Consider the following 15,004-nt stretch of genomic DNA (forward strand, 5'->3'; position numbering starts at 1 on the left):
TCATTGATACTGCTCCAGCAAACCAGGGATGCCTTCCGGCGTCAGATGCACATGCGTGTCTTCATCCACCATCATCGTTGGCCCCTTATCGCAGTTACCCAGACAGCAGGTTGGCAGCAGTGTAAAGCGGCCATCGGCAGTGGTCTGACCCGGTTTGATATTCAGTTGCTGTTCCAGTGCTGACTGGATGCCCTGATAACCGGTGATATGACAGACCACGCTGTCACAGTAACGGATCACATGACGGCCAACCGGCTGACGGAAGATCTGGCTGTAAAATGTCGCCACACCTTCAACATCACTCGCCGGGATACCCAGTACCTCGGCAATCGCATTGATAGCGCCGTCCGGCACCCATCCGCGCTGTTTCTGCACGATCTTCAGCGCTTCAATCGAGGCTGCACGCGCATCTTCATAGTGGTGTTTTTCGTGCTCAATGGCGTGATGCTCTTCCGCGCTCAGCACGAAGACCTCGTTAGGGTCGATCGTTTTAATGGCAATGTGTTGATCGTGCATAATTAGCGGTCCACGTCTGACATAACAAAATCGATACTACCCAGATATACGATCAGGTCGGATACCAGGCTGCCACGGATTACTGAAGGAATCTGCTGCAGATGCGGGAAGCTCGGCGTACGCACGCGGGTGCGGTAGCTCATGGTGCTGCCATCGCTGGTCAGGTAGTAGCTGTTGATCCCTTTCGTCGCTTCAATCATCTGGAACGACTCATTGGCTGGCATCACCGGCCCCCACGAAACCTGCAGGAAGTGCGTGATCAGCGTTTCAATGTGCTGCAGCGTGCGCTCTTTCGGTGGCGGCGTGGTCAGCGGATGATCCGCTTTAAACGGACCCTCTGGCATGTTGTTGAGACACTGCTCAAGAATGCGCAGCGACTGCCACATCTCTTCCATTTTCAGCATGACGCGGCTGTAAGCATCGCTGATGCCGTCGCCGACCGGGATTTCAAAATCGAAGTTTTCGTAGCCGGAGTAGGGACGCCATTTACGTACGTCAAAGTCGAGACCGGTAGCACGCAGACCAGCACCGGTAGTGCCCCACGCCAGCGCCTCTTCCATGTTGTAAGCAGCAACGCCTTTGGAACGGCCAATCAGTACGCTGTTGCGCAGTGCCGCTTTGTCATACTCTTTAAGACGTTTTGGCATCCAGTCGAGGAAGTCACGCAGCAGACGTTCCCAGCCTCGCGGCAGGTCATGCGCGACACCACCGATGCGGAACCACGCCGGGTGCATACGGAAACCGGTAATCGCCTCAACCACGTCATAGATTTTCTGACGGTCGGTAAAGGCAAAGAACACCGGCGTCATGGCCCCGACGTCCTGAATAAAGGTGGAGATATAAAGCAGGTGGCTGTTGATGCGGAACAGCTCAGAGAGCATCACGCGGATCACATTAACGCGATCGGGCACCACGATACCGGCCAGTTTCTCCACCGCCAGTACGTACGGCATTTCGTTTACGCAGCCGCCGAGGTACTCGATGCGGTCAGTGTAAGGAATGTAGCTGTGCCACGACTGACGCTCGCCCATCTTTTCGGCACCACGATGGTGATAGCCGATGTCAGGCACGCAGTCGACAATCTCTTCACCATCCAGCTGCAGAATGATGCGGAACGCACCGTGCGCCGACGGGTGGTTAGGCCCGAGGTTCAGGAACATGAAGTCTTCGTTGGTGGTGCTGCGCTTCATGCCCCAGTCTTCAGGCTTAAAGGTCAGCGCTTCCATCTCCAGATCTTCTTTCTGCTTGGTCAGCGTAAACGGATCGAATTCGGTGGCGCGCGCCGGGTAATCTTTACGCAGCGGATGGCCTTCCCAGGTCGACGGCATCATGATGCGCGTCAGATGCGGGTGACCATCAAAGGTGATACCAAACATCTCCCAGGTTTCACGCTCATACCAGTTGGCATTCGGGAAAAGGCGGGTGATGGTCGGCAGATGCATATCGTTTTCAGAGAGTGCCACCTTGAGCATGATGTCGCGGTTGCGTTCAATCGACAGCAGGTGGTAGAAAACGGAAAAATCCGCCGCAGGCAGGCCTGCACGGTGGGTACGTAAACGCTCATCCACGCCATGCAGGTCATAAAGCATGACGTAAGGCTTGGGTAATTTACGCAGGAACTCGATAATTTCCAGTATCTGTTCACGCTTCACCCACACCACCGGAATACCGGTACGGGTTGGCTGAACAGTGAAGGCATCCGGCCCAAAACGGTTACGCAACTCGCCGATCACCGGGTCATCAAGGTGATCACGGGTTTGCCATGAAGGCTGAGCGAGATCTTGCGTGGTCAAATCTGTCATACGTTACTCACCATTCCGGCCTGGTCTCAGGCACTCAAATGAAGGCGTCAGGATGGGGCCATGCATTAAATTGTGATGTTCTGCTGCAGGCGCTGTTTTCCATCCATACGGTTTTAAACTTCGTCCGGGCTGCGCAGGTTTGTGACTGCAATGCGCTCGCCGCGTTTTCTTTCACGCTCAGATGGCATGTTGGCGCGATAAACGCCCTGATCGCCAACCACCCACGAGAGCGGACGGCGCTCTTTGCCGATCGACTCCTGCAACAGCAGCAGTGCCTGCATATACGCTTCAGGACGTGGCGGACAGCCAGGAATATAAACATCGACCGGCAGGAATTTATCGACACCCTGCACCACGGAATAGATGTCATACATGCCGCCAGAGTTGGCGCAGGCACCCATGGAAATCACCCATTTGGGTTCCAGCATCTGATCGTACAAACGCTGAATAACCGGGGCCATTTTGGTGAACGGCGTACCGGCAATGACCATGAAATCGGCCTGACGTGGCGAAGCGCGCATAACTTCGGCGCCAAAACGTGCTACGTCGTGGACCGCGGTGAACGATGTTGTCATCTCAACGTAACAACAGGACAGGCCAAAGTTATAAGGCCAGAGGGAGTTTTTACGTCCCCAGTTCACCATGTCATGCAGGGCATTTTCGAGTTTGCCCATATAAACGCTGCGATGAACGTGCTGCTCCAGCGGATCGCTGACGATTTCCTGCTTTTGCAGAGGATAACGGTCGTTCTCACCACCGTTCGGGTCTATGCGGGTGAGCGTATAGTCCATCTTATTGCCTCTCTTTTACTGCTTATGAGGATTGGTGTGGCTGACCGTAGTGGTTTTGACCACCACGCGACGGCGAGCTGGAGCCCAGTCCAGTGCGCCAATGCGTACCAGATAGACCAGACCCGCCAGGAGCACCAAAATGAAAATTGCGGCTTCCACAAAGCCGATCCAACCGCTTTCACGGATTGAAGTCGCCCATGCGTATAAAAAGAGGGCTTCGACGTCGAAGATGACGAAAAACATCGCAACCAGATAAAATTTCGCCGACAGGCGGATATGGGTATCACCAACGGATTCAATGCCCGATTCGAATGGCGTGTCTTTGTAGCGGGCGCGCGCTCTGCCGCCAAGCAGCCATCCTCCGGTCAGCATGAAAGCACACAGGCCAAAGGCAATAACGATAAATACGATAAACGCCCAGTGCTGAGCGATGATTTCGGTGGTAGTTGACATACTCATTGCTTACTCATCAAAAGTGGCGCTGGCATCCTGCACGCGTTTCCCGCAGCAAACTGACCACATCGATTCAAGGGAAGGATAAAAACCTTTCAAATGTCGCTGTTATTACGTAATAAGCAGCTATTTTATGGGGTTTTTTACTCCTTTCTATAACCTTTTGTCAACTTTGACAAAAGTATCCAAACATTATTTCACACCTGCATCATATTATTAACAAATGATGCCCCGCTTTCCAGCTAAATCGCTTCAGTCTGTAGGGTTAATTTTAGTGTAGCGGGTATTCACATGCATGGATCGTGCATTTAACAAACATATTTTGACAGGTATCACTGAATTTTCCCTCCCCTTTCCAGGGCTATTTTTTTGATCCAGAACACACTTTTGCCCTTTATGCGTTAATTTTCCCCACCTGAAACGGTGATTCGGAACAAAGCGTTCGGTTTTTTGGTCTGGATGTTTCAATTAAGCAGGTGGTGAAACTTTTTTAGTCGGGTCAGGAGAGGCAGATGAGCAGTAAGGAACATCGGACGAGGGTCAGGCACAAAAAAGCCTCTCGTTCTTTTCAGGGAAGGAGAGGCTTATTTATAAGCGTTTATTAAGGCAATCACGCGGGTATTGAGTACAACACGTTAGCGAAATTACTCTTCATCATCCAGCAACAGTGAACCGTCGGGATTATTGCTCAGGTTATAAGGATCATTGGTGGACTGCATGGCATTGAAGATGGCCAGCGCCAGCTCATTATCGCTGTCAGGATTACGGCACAGCAGATATTGCGTATCCGGCAGTACCGGCAGTCCTTCAGCTGCACCCATAACACGCAGTTCCGGGCTCATCATCTCGACCGGACGTGCCGTCACGCCCAGTCCCGCTTTCACCGCTGCGCGTACTGCAGCCAGTGTGGAAGCGACATAAGAGATACGCCACGGGATGCCCGCTTCGTTGAGATGATCGATAGCCATATCACGATAAGGACTTGGCTCATCCAGCAATACCAGTGGAATGGCTTCGCCACGCTGGAAGATATAATCCGCTGCGCAGTACCACAAGGTAGGTGAAGTACGCAGTACCTGATAGGTAAAATTGCCCGGGCTGGAAGTCGTCACAACCAGGTCCACTTCACCCTGATTGAGCATTTCCATCATAAACGGATTACGTTTAACCCGCACATCGATTGCCAGTTTCGGATAAACCGAGGTCACCCGGTTTAGCAGGAACGGCAGAATAGTGTCAGAGGTGTCATCAGAGGCGCCAATAGTCAGCACGCCCTGAATGTTGCTGTACATCAGAGATGTGCAGGCTTCGTCGTTAAAACGAAGAATTTTTCTCGCATAGCCTAAAAGCTGGATACCGTGCTCTGTCAGAAGCTTATTACGTCCATGTCTGGCAAACAGCTCTTTACCTACCAATTGTTCCAGACGCTGCATCTGCTGACTGACTGCTGACTGGGTTCTGCAGACCGCTGCAGCAGCAGCTGCAAAGGTATTCAAATCCGCAACGGCAACGAAGGTTCTCAGCAGATCGAGGTCGAGATTCAGTATCGGACGATTTGCATTAGTCATGTTTTTTCTTCACTTATAAGATTTTTACGAACTACTACCCTGGTGTTATCACAAGCTTATCAAAGTGATAAGCAGTAATGGTGCTCAATGACAGTCCTGTGTGAAGACTGACACAAAAAAAGTTTATGTGGATCCTGCACTGTTGACTCCTCTGAAGGGTCATAGTGCTATTCAAGACAGATACAACTTCTGAACCGATGGCGCTGGGTGCGCAAATGCAGGAAGCTGCGTAGTTGTCTTATTCCCACCAGAAAGAATCGTGTGGGATAGAAAGCGCACTTTACGGGCTATCAAAGCGAAGCGGCACAGTGCACTAAATAATAAATTATACTTAATCATTTTTGACTTCAAAATGGAAATGATTTTGTGAAAAGCGCTGTAAATTTTGTGCTAAAGGCATTTCCAGACCCTTATGCCACATTATTGATCACTTTTTAAGCCTTCAGCGTTCTGAAATTTAGTGAGGAAGTGTTAAGTACGGCTCACAATCCTGCAATAAAGGTGCCATATGAAGCTCTGCTTTTGGCACTTTTCCGGCGAACACAAGGCCTTAAACGCGCCACTCTTAAGCAGCGTTAAGGCGTAATCCTTAGGCACGTTCTAAAATCGTCCATAATTTGAACATTTATAAAATATCCTTTAACTATTTCTCTAAGTGTATATTTCAGGTGCAAAGAAAAGTTCCATTTCAATAACTTCCAGATAGCGTTCATGATGCTAAAGCCATATGTCGGTTCAGCAGCGCTTTGGACAAGTTAAAATCCTGAATCAATGTCAATTTATGGTTTTATTAACCAGTTTACGCGACAACAAATATTTTTTACGCTGCGCACCGGGCAAAAAGTTGTTGAACCCGCCAAAACGGGGCGGCACCCTTCTTTTGTGACTGTCAGGAGAGTACATTGTGCTGGTTGGATTTCTGTGGCAGCCAAAAGGATTCTGCCCATTAAGGCGGTAACAATGAATTTTCAAATTGATAAATCCGGAAAACTCGATAACGTCTGCTATGACATCCGTGGCCCGGTACTGAAAGAGGCTAAGCGCCTCGAAGAAGAAGGTAACAAAGTACTGAAGCTGAACATCGGCAATCCGGCGCCGTTTGGTTTTGAAGCACCGGATGAGATACTGGTCGATGTTATTCGTAACCTTCCCAGCTCTCAGGGCTATTGTGACTCCAAGGGTCTCTATTCCGCCCGTAAAGCGATCATGCAGCACTACCAGGCGCGCGACATGCGCGATGTCACCGTAGAAGATATCTACATTGGCAACGGTGTTTCAGAACTCATCGTGCAGGCGATGCAGGCGTTACTGAACAGCGGCGACGAAATGCTGGTGCCGGCCCCCGACTATCCGTTATGGACGGCTGCGGTTTCCCTCTCCAGCGGTAAAGCAGTGCACTATCTTTGTGACGAATCAGCAGGCTGGTTCCCTGACCTCGATGATATCCGCAGCAAGATAACGCCTCGTACCCGCGGCATCGTGATTATCAACCCGAATAACCCCACTGGCGCGGTCTACAGCAAAGAGCTGCTGTTAGAGGTGGTTGAAATTGCGCGTCAGCATAACCTGATTATTTTCGCCGATGAGATCTACGACAAGATCCTCTATGACGATGCACAGCATCACTGCATCGCAGCGCTGGCACCCGATCTGCTGACTGTTACCTTTAATGGCCTTTCTAAAACCTATCGCGTTGCCGGTTTCCGTCAGGGCTGGATGGTACTGAACGGGCCAAAGAAACATGCTAAAGGCTATATAGAAGGACTGGAGATGCTCGCCTCGATGCGCCTGTGTGCCAACGTACCGGCGCAGCATGCGATTCAGACGGCGCTGGGCGGCTACCAGAGCATTAGCGAATTTATCATGCCGGGTGGTCGTCTCTACGAGCAGCGGCAGCGCGCCTGGGAGTTGATCAACGATATTCCAGGCGTCAGCTGTGTGAAGCCGCAGGGCGCGCTTTATATGTTCCCGAAAATCGATGCCAAAAAATTCAACATTTTCGACGATCAGAAGATGGTGCTGGACTTTCTGTTACAGGAGAAGGTGCTACTGGTTCAGGGCAGTGCCTTTAACTGGCCATGGCCCGATCACCTGCGCATTGTTACGCTGCCTCGTGTGGATGATCTTGAGATGGCGATCAATAAATTTGGCCGCTTCCTGCAAGGCTATCGTCAATAATCAGGCCCGCGTATACTGACGCTATTTGGGGAGAGCCAGAGCCTGTCTCTCCCCCGCCAGCCAACAGGAACGCTCATGACACAAAGCCACTTCTTTGCTCATCTCTCCCGTCTTAAGCTGATCAATCGCTGGCCGCTGATGCGCAATGTGCGCACCGAAAATGTCTCCGAACACAGTCTGCAGGTCGCTATGGTGGCGCATGCCCTGGCCGTGATCAAAAACCTTAAATTCAACGGGTCGCTTAATGCCGATCACATTGCCATGCTGGCGCTTTACCACGATGCCAGCGAAGTGCTCACCGGCGATTTACCGACTCCGGTAAAATATTACAACGCGCAGATCGCCCACGAATATAAGAAAATCGAGAAGATTGCTCAGCAGAAGCTGATTGAGATGCTGCCTGAAGAGTTTCAGGCGATCTATCGCCCGCTGATCGATGAGCATCTGCACAGCGAAGAGGAGCAGGCGGTTGTGAAACAGGCGGATGCGCTCTGTGCATATGTAAAATGTCTTGAGGAGTTGTCTGCCGGGAACAACGAATTTTTACTGGCCAAAGCGCGGCTGGAAAAGACCCTGGCACTTCGGCGTTCACCGGAGATGGATTACTTCGTTGAGGTGTTTATTCCGAGCTTCAGCCTGTCACTGGATGAAATCTCGCAGGATACGCCACTCTAAGCCCGGCGGTCTGGCCGCCGGGCCAGCCCTTAAGCCTGCTGACGGAAGGTAAAGCTGCCGTCAGACTCGCGGGTTATCACCAGTGACGCCAGTGAGTCGAGCTGAAGCGCTACCTCATCCAGCCGGGGTGTCTCCGACGGCGCATTGATGGCAATCACCGCACAGCCAGCATTCAGGCCGGATAAGATTCCGGCAGGTGCATCTTCTGCAACCACGCACGATGTCGCCGCTAATCCCAGCTTCTCCGCGCCAAGCAGGTAGGGATCGGGCTCCGGTTTGCCCTTAGCCACCTGTTCAGCGGTAATAAACACGGCAGGCTTCGGTAAGCCTGCGGCTTTATGACGTGCATGTGCGACCGGCACTGAACCGGAAGTGACAATCGCCCAGGGAATCTGCAGTTCGTTCAGCCGGTTCAGCAACGCGTTGGCCCCTGGCAGCGCCTGCACACCGTCGGTGTCCGCCGCTTCAGCCTGCTCCAGCGCAACAAACTCCGCCTGAATAGCCTCTTCCGACTGGCCTGCCATGAAATGACGCAGAGAGGTGATCGCCTGTTTGCCATGAATGAAATCCAGAATCTCATCAGCCGCGATGCCATGACGGGCACCCCACTGGCTCCAGGCTCGTTCAACCGCTGGCAGTGAATCCACCAGCGTGCCGTCTAAATCAAATAGAAAACCTCTGTAGGTCACGCGCTACTCCTCATCAGGCATTAATCACTTGCGCAATTTCGTTTGCACTTAAATGGTACTGGCGCGGACAAGTCTGCCACAAAGCTAACATCCGTTGATACTTTTCCCACATTGGGGTCTGCGCATTAAAACCATGGGTGCCGGAATCGAAGTGCGTATAAAGCCCTTCTGTATTGACCATAAAACGGACATAACCCAGCAGGCGCGCTTCCGTTGCCGCATCGAAGCCCAGAAAGGCCAGACGGCGCTCTTCAAGCTCACCTTTCTCTTTAAGGTTCGACCAGGAGACGTGGAGAGCGTGATGCATTTCCATAATATCGATCACCGTCCGGCAGATCGCTTCGCTGAGTTCGCCAAACTCTTTGTCCAGCTCCCGCATCTGCAGCGCATAACCGCGTTCGATGATAGTCTGGTAACGACGAAAACGCTCCGCATTTTCCGGCTCAAGCATGGCCATCATTTTGTACTGATTAGTGAGAATCAAACGCTGTGCATGGGTCATTTCCATCATTTACTCCCGGTCAGAGACCGCTCAGTTAATCGACAATGGAGAAATCATTGCACAGCGTTAGCGACACGGAAATCGCCGTATCACCATTCTTTGATTTGGCCGCAGGTTAGCGGTAAATATTTTACCGCCAGCCCGGGATAGGTCAGAGATCGTCGAGGAAAGTGCGGTCGAGTTGTTTGAACGCCCGCTTTAGCAGATCGGCCAGCGCCTGATAGGTCGGCTTGCCTTCTACTGGCGCTGTCGCCTGCCCCGCTTCTTCCAGCCGGGCACGAACTTCATGAAACCAGTTAAGCAGCGTCGGCGGCAGCGGCGTTACAGAACGCTTTCCCAGCCACCATAATCCCTGCATCGGCAGGGTACAGGCAAACAGCGCGGTCGCCACGGCCGGGCCTAACTGACCGCCCATCGCGATCTGCCAGGTCAGCGTAAAAATCGCCAAAGGGGGCATAAAGCGAATAGCAAAACGCGTTGCCGATGAAACACGGTTTTCCGGGAACATGGGTGCCAGGCGCTTATCAGCCGGCCAGGTCTTCATATAGTGTTGGCCGCGCTGAAACATCCGAAACCAATTGGTACTGCCAGATTCATTCGCCATGGCTCACCTCAACTAATGCTGTAAAAATTAAAAAATAGTTATAACTACACAACTTTACGTGACATCCTTCAATTATTTTTGTCTTTAAAGGTGACTCCAGCTATTCTGACGCCGTTTTCCCCCCTTTCCGGAAGCGGATTGCGCTTTTGGGAAGAGGCCTGAGCCAGGTTCAGACGAGGCAATCTTCAAATTTTCGCGTAAGATTGCCGAAATTTTTTGCGGAAATGCAGAATTCTGTCTACCGCATGATGTTTGTCATTAATCTACCAGCTTTCATGGGCTACGCTGTTAGTCTGATTGCGTTTTATTTAGCCACTCTCAAAAAATAGGTACTTCCATGTCGAGTAAGTTAGTTCTGGTTCTGAACTGTGGCAGCTCTTCCCTTAAGTTTGCCATCCTCAACCCTGCCAGCGGTGAAGAATTCCTGTCTGGCCTGGCGGAATGTTTCCACCTTCCTGAAGCCCGCATCAAATGGAAGCTGGAAGGCGAAAAACAGGAAGCGCCTCTGGGTGCTGGCGCAGCGCATAGTGAAGCGCTGAACTTTATCGTTAAAACCATTCTGGCACAAAAACCTGAGCTTTCGGCACAAATTGCTGCAATCGGCCATCGTATCGTTCATGGCGGCGAGAAGCTGACTCAGTCAGTCATCATCACTGAAGAAGTGGTACAGGGCATCAAAGACGCCTCTTCTTTTGCACCGCTGCACAATCCGGCTCATCTGATCGGTATTGATGAAGCGATGAAAAACTTCCCTCACCTGTCAGATAAGAATGTCGCGGTATTTGACACCGCTTTCCATCAGACAATGCCGGAAGAGTCTTATCTCTATGCGCTGCCGTACAAATTGTATAAAGAGCATGGCGTTCGTCGCTATGGCGCGCATGGTACCAGCCACTTCTATGTGACCCACGAAGCGGCCAAAATGCTCAACAAGCCGCTTGAGTCACTGAATATTATTACCTGCCACCTCGGTAACGGCGGTTCTGTCTCTGCCATTCGCAACGGCGAGTGTGTGGACACCTCAATGGGCCTGACCCCACTGGAAGGCCTGGTGATGGGTACCCGCAGTGGCGACATCGACCCGGCAATTATCTTCTTCCTGCACGATACGCTGGGTATGAGCGTCGATGCCATCAATAAACTGCTGACCAAAGAGTCTGGCCTGTTAGGTCTGACTGAAGTCACCAGCGACTGCCGCTACGTGGAAGATAACTACACCACCAAAGAAGATGCGAAGCGCGCAATGGATGTCTTCTGTCATCGCCTGGCGAAATATATCGGCAGCTACACTGCGCTGATGGATGGCCGCCTGGACGCCGTGGTATTTACTGGCGGCATCGGTGAAAACGCCGCGATGGTTCGTGAACTCTCACTGAAAAAACTGGCACTGCTGGGCTTTGACGTCGATCACGATCGCAACCTGGCGGCCCGTTTCGGCAAGTCTGGTTACATCAATAAAGAAGGCACCCGCCCGGCGCTGGTGATCCCGACCAACGAAGAGCTGGTCATCGCCCAGGACGCCGCGCGTCTGACTGCGTAAACACTTCTCTCCGTCAGCTCAGGCTGACGGAGTTGTTTTTGACACCCTGCCATTACTGAGAGGTTCAAACGTGTCACGTACAATTATGCTCATTCCGACCGGCACCAGCGTCGGCCTGACCAGCGTCAGCCTCGGCGTTATCCGCGCCATGGAGCGCAAAGGCGTTCGACTTAGCGTCTTTAAGCCGATTGCTCAGCCGCGTACCGGCGGCGATACGCCGGATCAAACCACCACTATTATCCGTAAGAACTCCTCGATTCCTGCCGCTGAACCGCTGCAGATGTCACGTGTTGAATCACTGCTGGGATCGAACCAGCAGGATGTGCTGATGGAAGAGATCATCTCCCGTTACCATGCCAACACGCAGAATGCGGAAGTGGTGCTGGTTGAAGGTCTGGTCCCTACCCGTAAGCATCAGTTCGCCAACGCGCTGAACTATGAAATCGCGAAAACCCTGAATGCGGAAATCGTCTTCGTGATGGCGCTGGGCAATGACTCTCCGGCACAGCTGAAAGAGCGCATTGAACTGACGCAGAGCAGCTTCGGCGGTCAGAAGAATAAAAATATCACTGGCGTGATCATCAATAAACTCAACGCGCCGGTCGATGATCAGGGGCGTACCCGCCCTGATCTGTCAGAAATTTTTGATGACTCGTCAAAAGCCAGCATCGCCAATATCGATCCTAAGCAGCTGTTCTCAGACAGCCCGCTGCCGGTGCTGGGCTGCGTGCCATGGAGCTTTGATCTGATCGCCACCCGCGCAATCGATATGTGCCGCCACCTGGATGCGCGCATCATCAACGAAGGTGAGATTCAGACCCGCCGGGTTAAATCGGTCACCTTCTGCGCCCGTAGTATCCCGCACATGCTGGAGCATTTCCGTCCAGGCTCACTGCTGGTGACTTCCGCAGACCGCCCGGATGTACTGGTCGCCGCCTGTCTGGCCGCCATGAACGGCATTGAGATCGGCGCTATCCTGCTGACCGGTAACTACGAGATTGACGATCGTATCGCGCGCCTCTGTGACCGTGCCTTCCAGACCGGCCTGCCGGTGTTCATGGTGAAAACCAATACCTGGCAGACCTCTCTGAGCCTGCAGAGCTTTAATCTTGAAGTGCCCGCTGATGATACGCAGCGCATCGAGAAAGTGCAGGAATATGTTGCCAGCTACATTAATGCCGACTGGATTGAGTCACTGACCGCCACGTCAGAGCGCAGCCGTCGCCTGTCGCCACCGGCCTTCCGCTATCAGCTGACTGAGCTGGCGCGTAAAGCGGGCAAACGCGTCGTGCTGCCAGAGGGTGACGAGCCGCGTACGGTTAAAGCGGCCGCTATCTGTGCTGAACGCGGTATCGCCACCTGCGTACTGTTAGGCAACCCGGATGAGATTCAGCGTGTTGCTGCGGCTCAGGGTGTCGAACTGGGCAAAGGGGTTGAGATTGTTGATCCGGAACAGGTGCGTGAAAACTACGTGCCGCGTCTGGTTGAGCTGCGTAAGAGCAAAGGGATGACCGAAGTGGTCGCCCAGGAACAACTGGAAGATAACGTGGTGCTGGGCACCATGATGCTGGAGAGTGGCGAAGTGGATGGCCTGGTTTCAGGTGCGGTTCACACCACCGCCAACACCATTCGTCCGCCTCTGCAGCTGATCAAAACAGCGCCTAACAGCTCACTGGTTTCATCGGTGTTCTTTATGCTGCTGCCGGAGCAGGTGCTGGTTTACGGTGACTGCGCGATTAACCCGGATCCCACCGCTGAGCAGCTGGCTGAGATCGCAATTCAGTCAGCCGACTCTGCTAAAGCCTTTGGTATCGATCCACGTGTTGCGATGATCTCCTACTCTACCGGCACGTCAGGTGCAGGCAGCGACGTTGAAAAAGTGCGTGAAGCAACGCGTATCGCGCAGGAAAAACGTCCTGATCTGGTCATTGATGGTCCGCTGCAATATGACGCCGCGATCATGGAAGATGTGGCGAAGTCGAAAGCGCCAGATTCACAGGTTGCCGGTCGCGCCACCGTCTTTATCTTCCCGGATCTGAACACCGGTAACACCACGTATAAAGCGGTACAGCGTTCAGCCGATCTGATCTCAATCGGGCCGATGCTGCAGGGTATGCGTAAGCCGGTTAACGACCTGTCGCGCGGTGCGCTGGTTGATGACATCGTCTATACCATCGCCTTAACCGCCATTCAGTCTCAGCAGGCTGAACAAGGCTAAGCGTCAGGTAAGAACGAAAAAGGCATGCCCCAGGGCATGCCTTTTTTTCGCCGGTAACAGAGCCGGAAGCTTTAATGCGGATCGCTGAGACGCGTTAAAGCGCCCGTTTTCAGGCCCGGTTATCGCCGTTGCGGCTCATCCACAGAGAGAGCGCTTTAAGCGAATCGTCAGTGAACTCATCACAACGTGCGGTGATCTCATCGGGCGTCATCCAGATAATCTCATCGACTTCCGATTCCTGCATGGCGAATGGCCCGTGTGACACACAACTGAACAGTCCGCCCCAGACGCGACAGTGCTGATCTTCGAAGTAGAATTTGCCATGCTCAGCAAACGGCACCGCGGCAATCCCTAACTCCTCTTCCGCTTCACGTCGCGCAGACTCCAGCATATCTTCACCGCTCTGCACCACGCCGCCTGCGGTTGCGTCCAGTTTGCCCGGCATAAAATCTTTTATCTCAGTACGACGCTGCACCAGAATCTTGCCCATACCGTCATGAACCACAATATAGGTAGCGCGGTGACGCAGGCACTCAGCGCGCATCTGCGCACGTGTTGCCTGAGCAACAACTTCATTCTCTTCGTTTACGATATCGACCCACTCGATGCCGTCACCCGCAGTTTGATCCACCATCCGTAACCCTTTCCTGTTTGGCGTACACTTGGGTACGCAGTTTGCCACGTCTTTATTTTTATGTGGCGTAAGGTAATCACTTCCGGCAGCCTGAGCAAGCCCTGGCTGTTACCGATTTTTACCACTTTCTGCTAACCACAGCTGTACTGAGGCTCGCTGCCACTGAAACTCAGCATAATCCCGCAGACGCGCGGGCAAAGGATCGCCATGCAATACCAGCCGGTTAAGCATCACCGCCAGATCGGTATCCGCAATTGACCACTCGCCAAACAGGTTCTGTTGCCCGTCCGGCAGCAGGCGATCGACGGCCATAACCAGTTTATCCACCGCCTGCTGCGCTGATGCGGTCAGCGGCGCAAAGCGCTCACCGGCAAACAGCACTTCTGTGGGACGCTCCTGACGTATCCACAGGAAGTCACTGCGCAGCCAGGCCTGGATCTCTCTGGCGCGGGCACGCTTCTCGCGGTCGCGGGGATAGAGGCGCTCAAATTCGGGCGCCGCAAAGCGCTCTTCAAGATATTCGGTAATCGCCGAGGATTCGCTTAACAGGAACGCATCAATCTGCAGGGTCGGGACCCGGCAGGTCAGCGACAGCTCGCGGTAAGCCGCGGCGTATTGCTGATTCTGCGACAAATCGACGCGCTTCAGCTGGAAAGGGATCCCTTTTTCGGTAAGAGCAACATAGGCCGACATGGCGTAAGGACTGAAAAATGATGAATCTGACCACAGGGTGATGGACGGATAATTCATCGGTTACCTCAATTGGCTGTCAGGGTTGCATCATGTTTACCGATTTTTATTTGGGAAGGCAACGCTGAGCTGATCCGATCTCTG

The 15,004-nt window shown here is 52.8% G+C and carries 14 protein-coding genes; 4 read left to right on the forward strand and 10 right to left on the reverse strand.

Annotation, left to right across the window (positions count from 1 at the left end; translation table 11 throughout):
• From nuoE to lrhA, 5 genes are all read right to left on the reverse strand, one after another.
• On the reverse strand, positions 1-516 hold the full coding sequence (nuoE, locus tag NR195_RS13615) for an NADH-quinone oxidoreductase subunit NuoE (RefSeq protein WP_010258066.1): 516 nt from the start codon (positions 514-516) through the stop codon (positions 1-3).
• A gap of 2 nt (positions 517-518) precedes the next feature.
• Complete coding sequence (nuoC, locus tag NR195_RS13620; protein ID WP_010258063.1) at positions 519-2,318, reverse strand: NADH-quinone oxidoreductase subunit C/D; 1,800 nt, start codon at positions 2,316-2,318, stop codon at positions 519-521.
• 113 nt (positions 2,319-2,431) lie between these two features.
• Positions 2,432-3,109 carry an NADH-quinone oxidoreductase subunit B family protein gene (locus NR195_RS13625; protein WP_003854245.1) on the reverse strand — a complete coding sequence of 226 codons (678 nt, stop codon included), beginning with the start codon at positions 3,107-3,109 and terminating at the stop codon, positions 2,432-2,434.
• A gap of 15 nt (positions 3,110-3,124) precedes the next feature.
• Positions 3,125-3,568, reverse strand: a complete 444-nt coding sequence (locus tag NR195_RS13630) for an NADH-quinone oxidoreductase subunit A (protein ID WP_010258058.1) — start codon at positions 3,566-3,568, stop codon at positions 3,125-3,127.
• Positions 3,569-4,206: 638 nt separating this feature from the next.
• Entirely contained in the window at positions 4,207-5,130 is a 924-nt protein-coding gene (lrhA, locus tag NR195_RS13635; RefSeq protein ID WP_010258055.1) for a transcriptional regulator LrhA, read from the reverse strand.
• 960 nt (positions 5,131-6,090) lie between these two features.
• Between lrhA and NR195_RS13640 the strand changes: the two genes are divergently transcribed.
• Together NR195_RS13640 and yfbR are read left to right on the forward strand one after the other, a co-directional pair.
• Entirely contained in the window at positions 6,091-7,308 is a 1,218-nt protein-coding gene (locus tag NR195_RS13640) for a pyridoxal phosphate-dependent aminotransferase (protein WP_256844617.1), read from the forward strand.
• A 75-nt stretch (positions 7,309-7,383) separates the two neighbouring features.
• Positions 7,384-7,983: a 5'-deoxynucleotidase gene (yfbR, locus tag NR195_RS13645; RefSeq protein ID WP_010258048.1), complete on the forward strand. Its 600-nt coding sequence runs from the start codon at positions 7,384-7,386 to the stop codon at positions 7,981-7,983.
• A 29-nt stretch (positions 7,984-8,012) separates the two neighbouring features.
• Here yfbR and NR195_RS13650 read toward each other — a convergent pair whose 3' ends face one another.
• The 3 genes from NR195_RS13650 to yfbV form a co-directional block, all read right to left on the reverse strand.
• On the reverse strand, positions 8,013-8,672 hold the full coding sequence (locus NR195_RS13650; protein ID WP_256844618.1) for a sugar phosphatase: 660 nt from the start codon (positions 8,670-8,672) through the stop codon (positions 8,013-8,015).
• Positions 8,673-8,685: 13 nt separating this feature from the next.
• Positions 8,686-9,180 carry a YfbU family protein gene (locus NR195_RS13655; protein WP_256844639.1) on the reverse strand — a complete coding sequence of 165 codons (495 nt, stop codon included), beginning with the start codon at positions 9,178-9,180 and terminating at the stop codon, positions 8,686-8,688.
• A 145-nt stretch (positions 9,181-9,325) separates the two neighbouring features.
• Entirely contained in the window at positions 9,326-9,778 is a 453-nt protein-coding gene (yfbV, locus tag NR195_RS13660) for a terminus macrodomain insulation protein YfbV (protein ID WP_010258042.1), read from the reverse strand.
• A gap of 337 nt (positions 9,779-10,115) precedes the next feature.
• On the opposite strand from yfbV, the gene ackA reads away from it, so the two are divergent.
• Positions 10,116-11,318, forward strand: a complete 1,203-nt coding sequence (gene ackA / locus NR195_RS13665) for an acetate kinase (protein WP_010258040.1) — start codon at positions 10,116-10,118, stop codon at positions 11,316-11,318.
• An 85-nt stretch (positions 11,319-11,403) separates the two neighbouring features.
• Positions 11,404-13,536, forward strand: a complete 2,133-nt coding sequence (gene pta, locus NR195_RS13670) for a phosphate acetyltransferase (RefSeq protein WP_031292718.1) — start codon at positions 11,404-11,406, stop codon at positions 13,534-13,536.
• A 109-nt stretch (positions 13,537-13,645) separates the two neighbouring features.
• Here pta and yfcD read toward each other — a convergent pair whose 3' ends face one another.
• Both yfcD and yfcF read right to left on the reverse strand, forming a co-directional pair.
• Positions 13,646-14,170 (reverse strand): NUDIX hydrolase YfcD, encoded by a 525-nt coding sequence (yfcD, locus tag NR195_RS13675; RefSeq protein WP_010258035.1) that lies wholly within the window; start codon positions 14,168-14,170, stop codon positions 13,646-13,648.
• Positions 14,171-14,278: 108 nt separating this feature from the next.
• Positions 14,279-14,920 carry a glutathione transferase gene (yfcF, locus tag NR195_RS13680; protein ID WP_033767474.1) on the reverse strand — a complete coding sequence of 214 codons (642 nt, stop codon included), beginning with the start codon at positions 14,918-14,920 and terminating at the stop codon, positions 14,279-14,281.
• Positions 14,921-15,004: the final 84 nt, after the last annotated feature.

Source organism: Pantoea sp. Ft-CA_14 (assembly GCF_024520875.1).
GTDB lineage: Bacteria > Pseudomonadota > Gammaproteobacteria > Enterobacterales > Enterobacteriaceae > Pantoea > Pantoea agglomerans.

Bases quoted from the DNA above. Each gene is read 5' to 3' on its own strand.
- NR195_RS13655 (WP_256844639.1), bottom strand. From the start codon at position 9,180: ATGGAAATGACCCATGCACAGCGTTTGATTCTCACTAATCAGTACAAA.
- yfbV (WP_010258042.1), bottom strand. From the start codon at position 9,778: ATGGCGAATGAATCTGGCAGTACCAATTGGTTTCGGATGTTTCAGCGC.
- lrhA (WP_010258055.1), bottom strand. From the start codon at position 5,130: ATGACTAATGCAAATCGTCCGATACTGAATCTCGACCTCGATCTGCTG.
- ackA (WP_010258040.1), top strand. From the start codon at position 10,116: ATGTCGAGTAAGTTAGTTCTGGTTCTGAACTGTGGCAGCTCTTCCCTT.
- NR195_RS13640 (WP_256844617.1), top strand. From the start codon at position 6,091: ATGAATTTTCAAATTGATAAATCCGGAAAACTCGATAACGTCTGCTAT.
- yfcD (WP_010258035.1), bottom strand. From the start codon at position 14,170: ATGGTGGATCAAACTGCGGGTGACGGCATCGAGTGGGTCGATATCGTA.
- nuoC (WP_010258063.1), bottom strand. From the start codon at position 2,318: ATGACAGATTTGACCACGCAAGATCTCGCTCAGCCTTCATGGCAAACC.
- pta (WP_031292718.1), top strand. From the start codon at position 11,404: ATGCTCATTCCGACCGGCACCAGCGTCGGCCTGACCAGCGTCAGCCTC.
- NR195_RS13630 (WP_010258058.1), bottom strand. From the start codon at position 3,568: ATGAGTATGTCAACTACCACCGAAATCATCGCTCAGCACTGGGCGTTT.
- NR195_RS13625 (WP_003854245.1), bottom strand. From the start codon at position 3,109: ATGGACTATACGCTCACCCGCATAGACCCGAACGGTGGTGAGAACGAC.
- nuoE (WP_010258066.1), bottom strand. From the start codon at position 516: ATGCACGATCAACACATTGCCATTAAAACGATCGACCCTAACGAGGTC.
- yfbR (WP_010258048.1), top strand. From the start codon at position 7,384: ATGACACAAAGCCACTTCTTTGCTCATCTCTCCCGTCTTAAGCTGATC.
- yfcF (WP_033767474.1), bottom strand. From the start codon at position 14,920: ATGAATTATCCGTCCATCACCCTGTGGTCAGATTCATCATTTTTCAGT.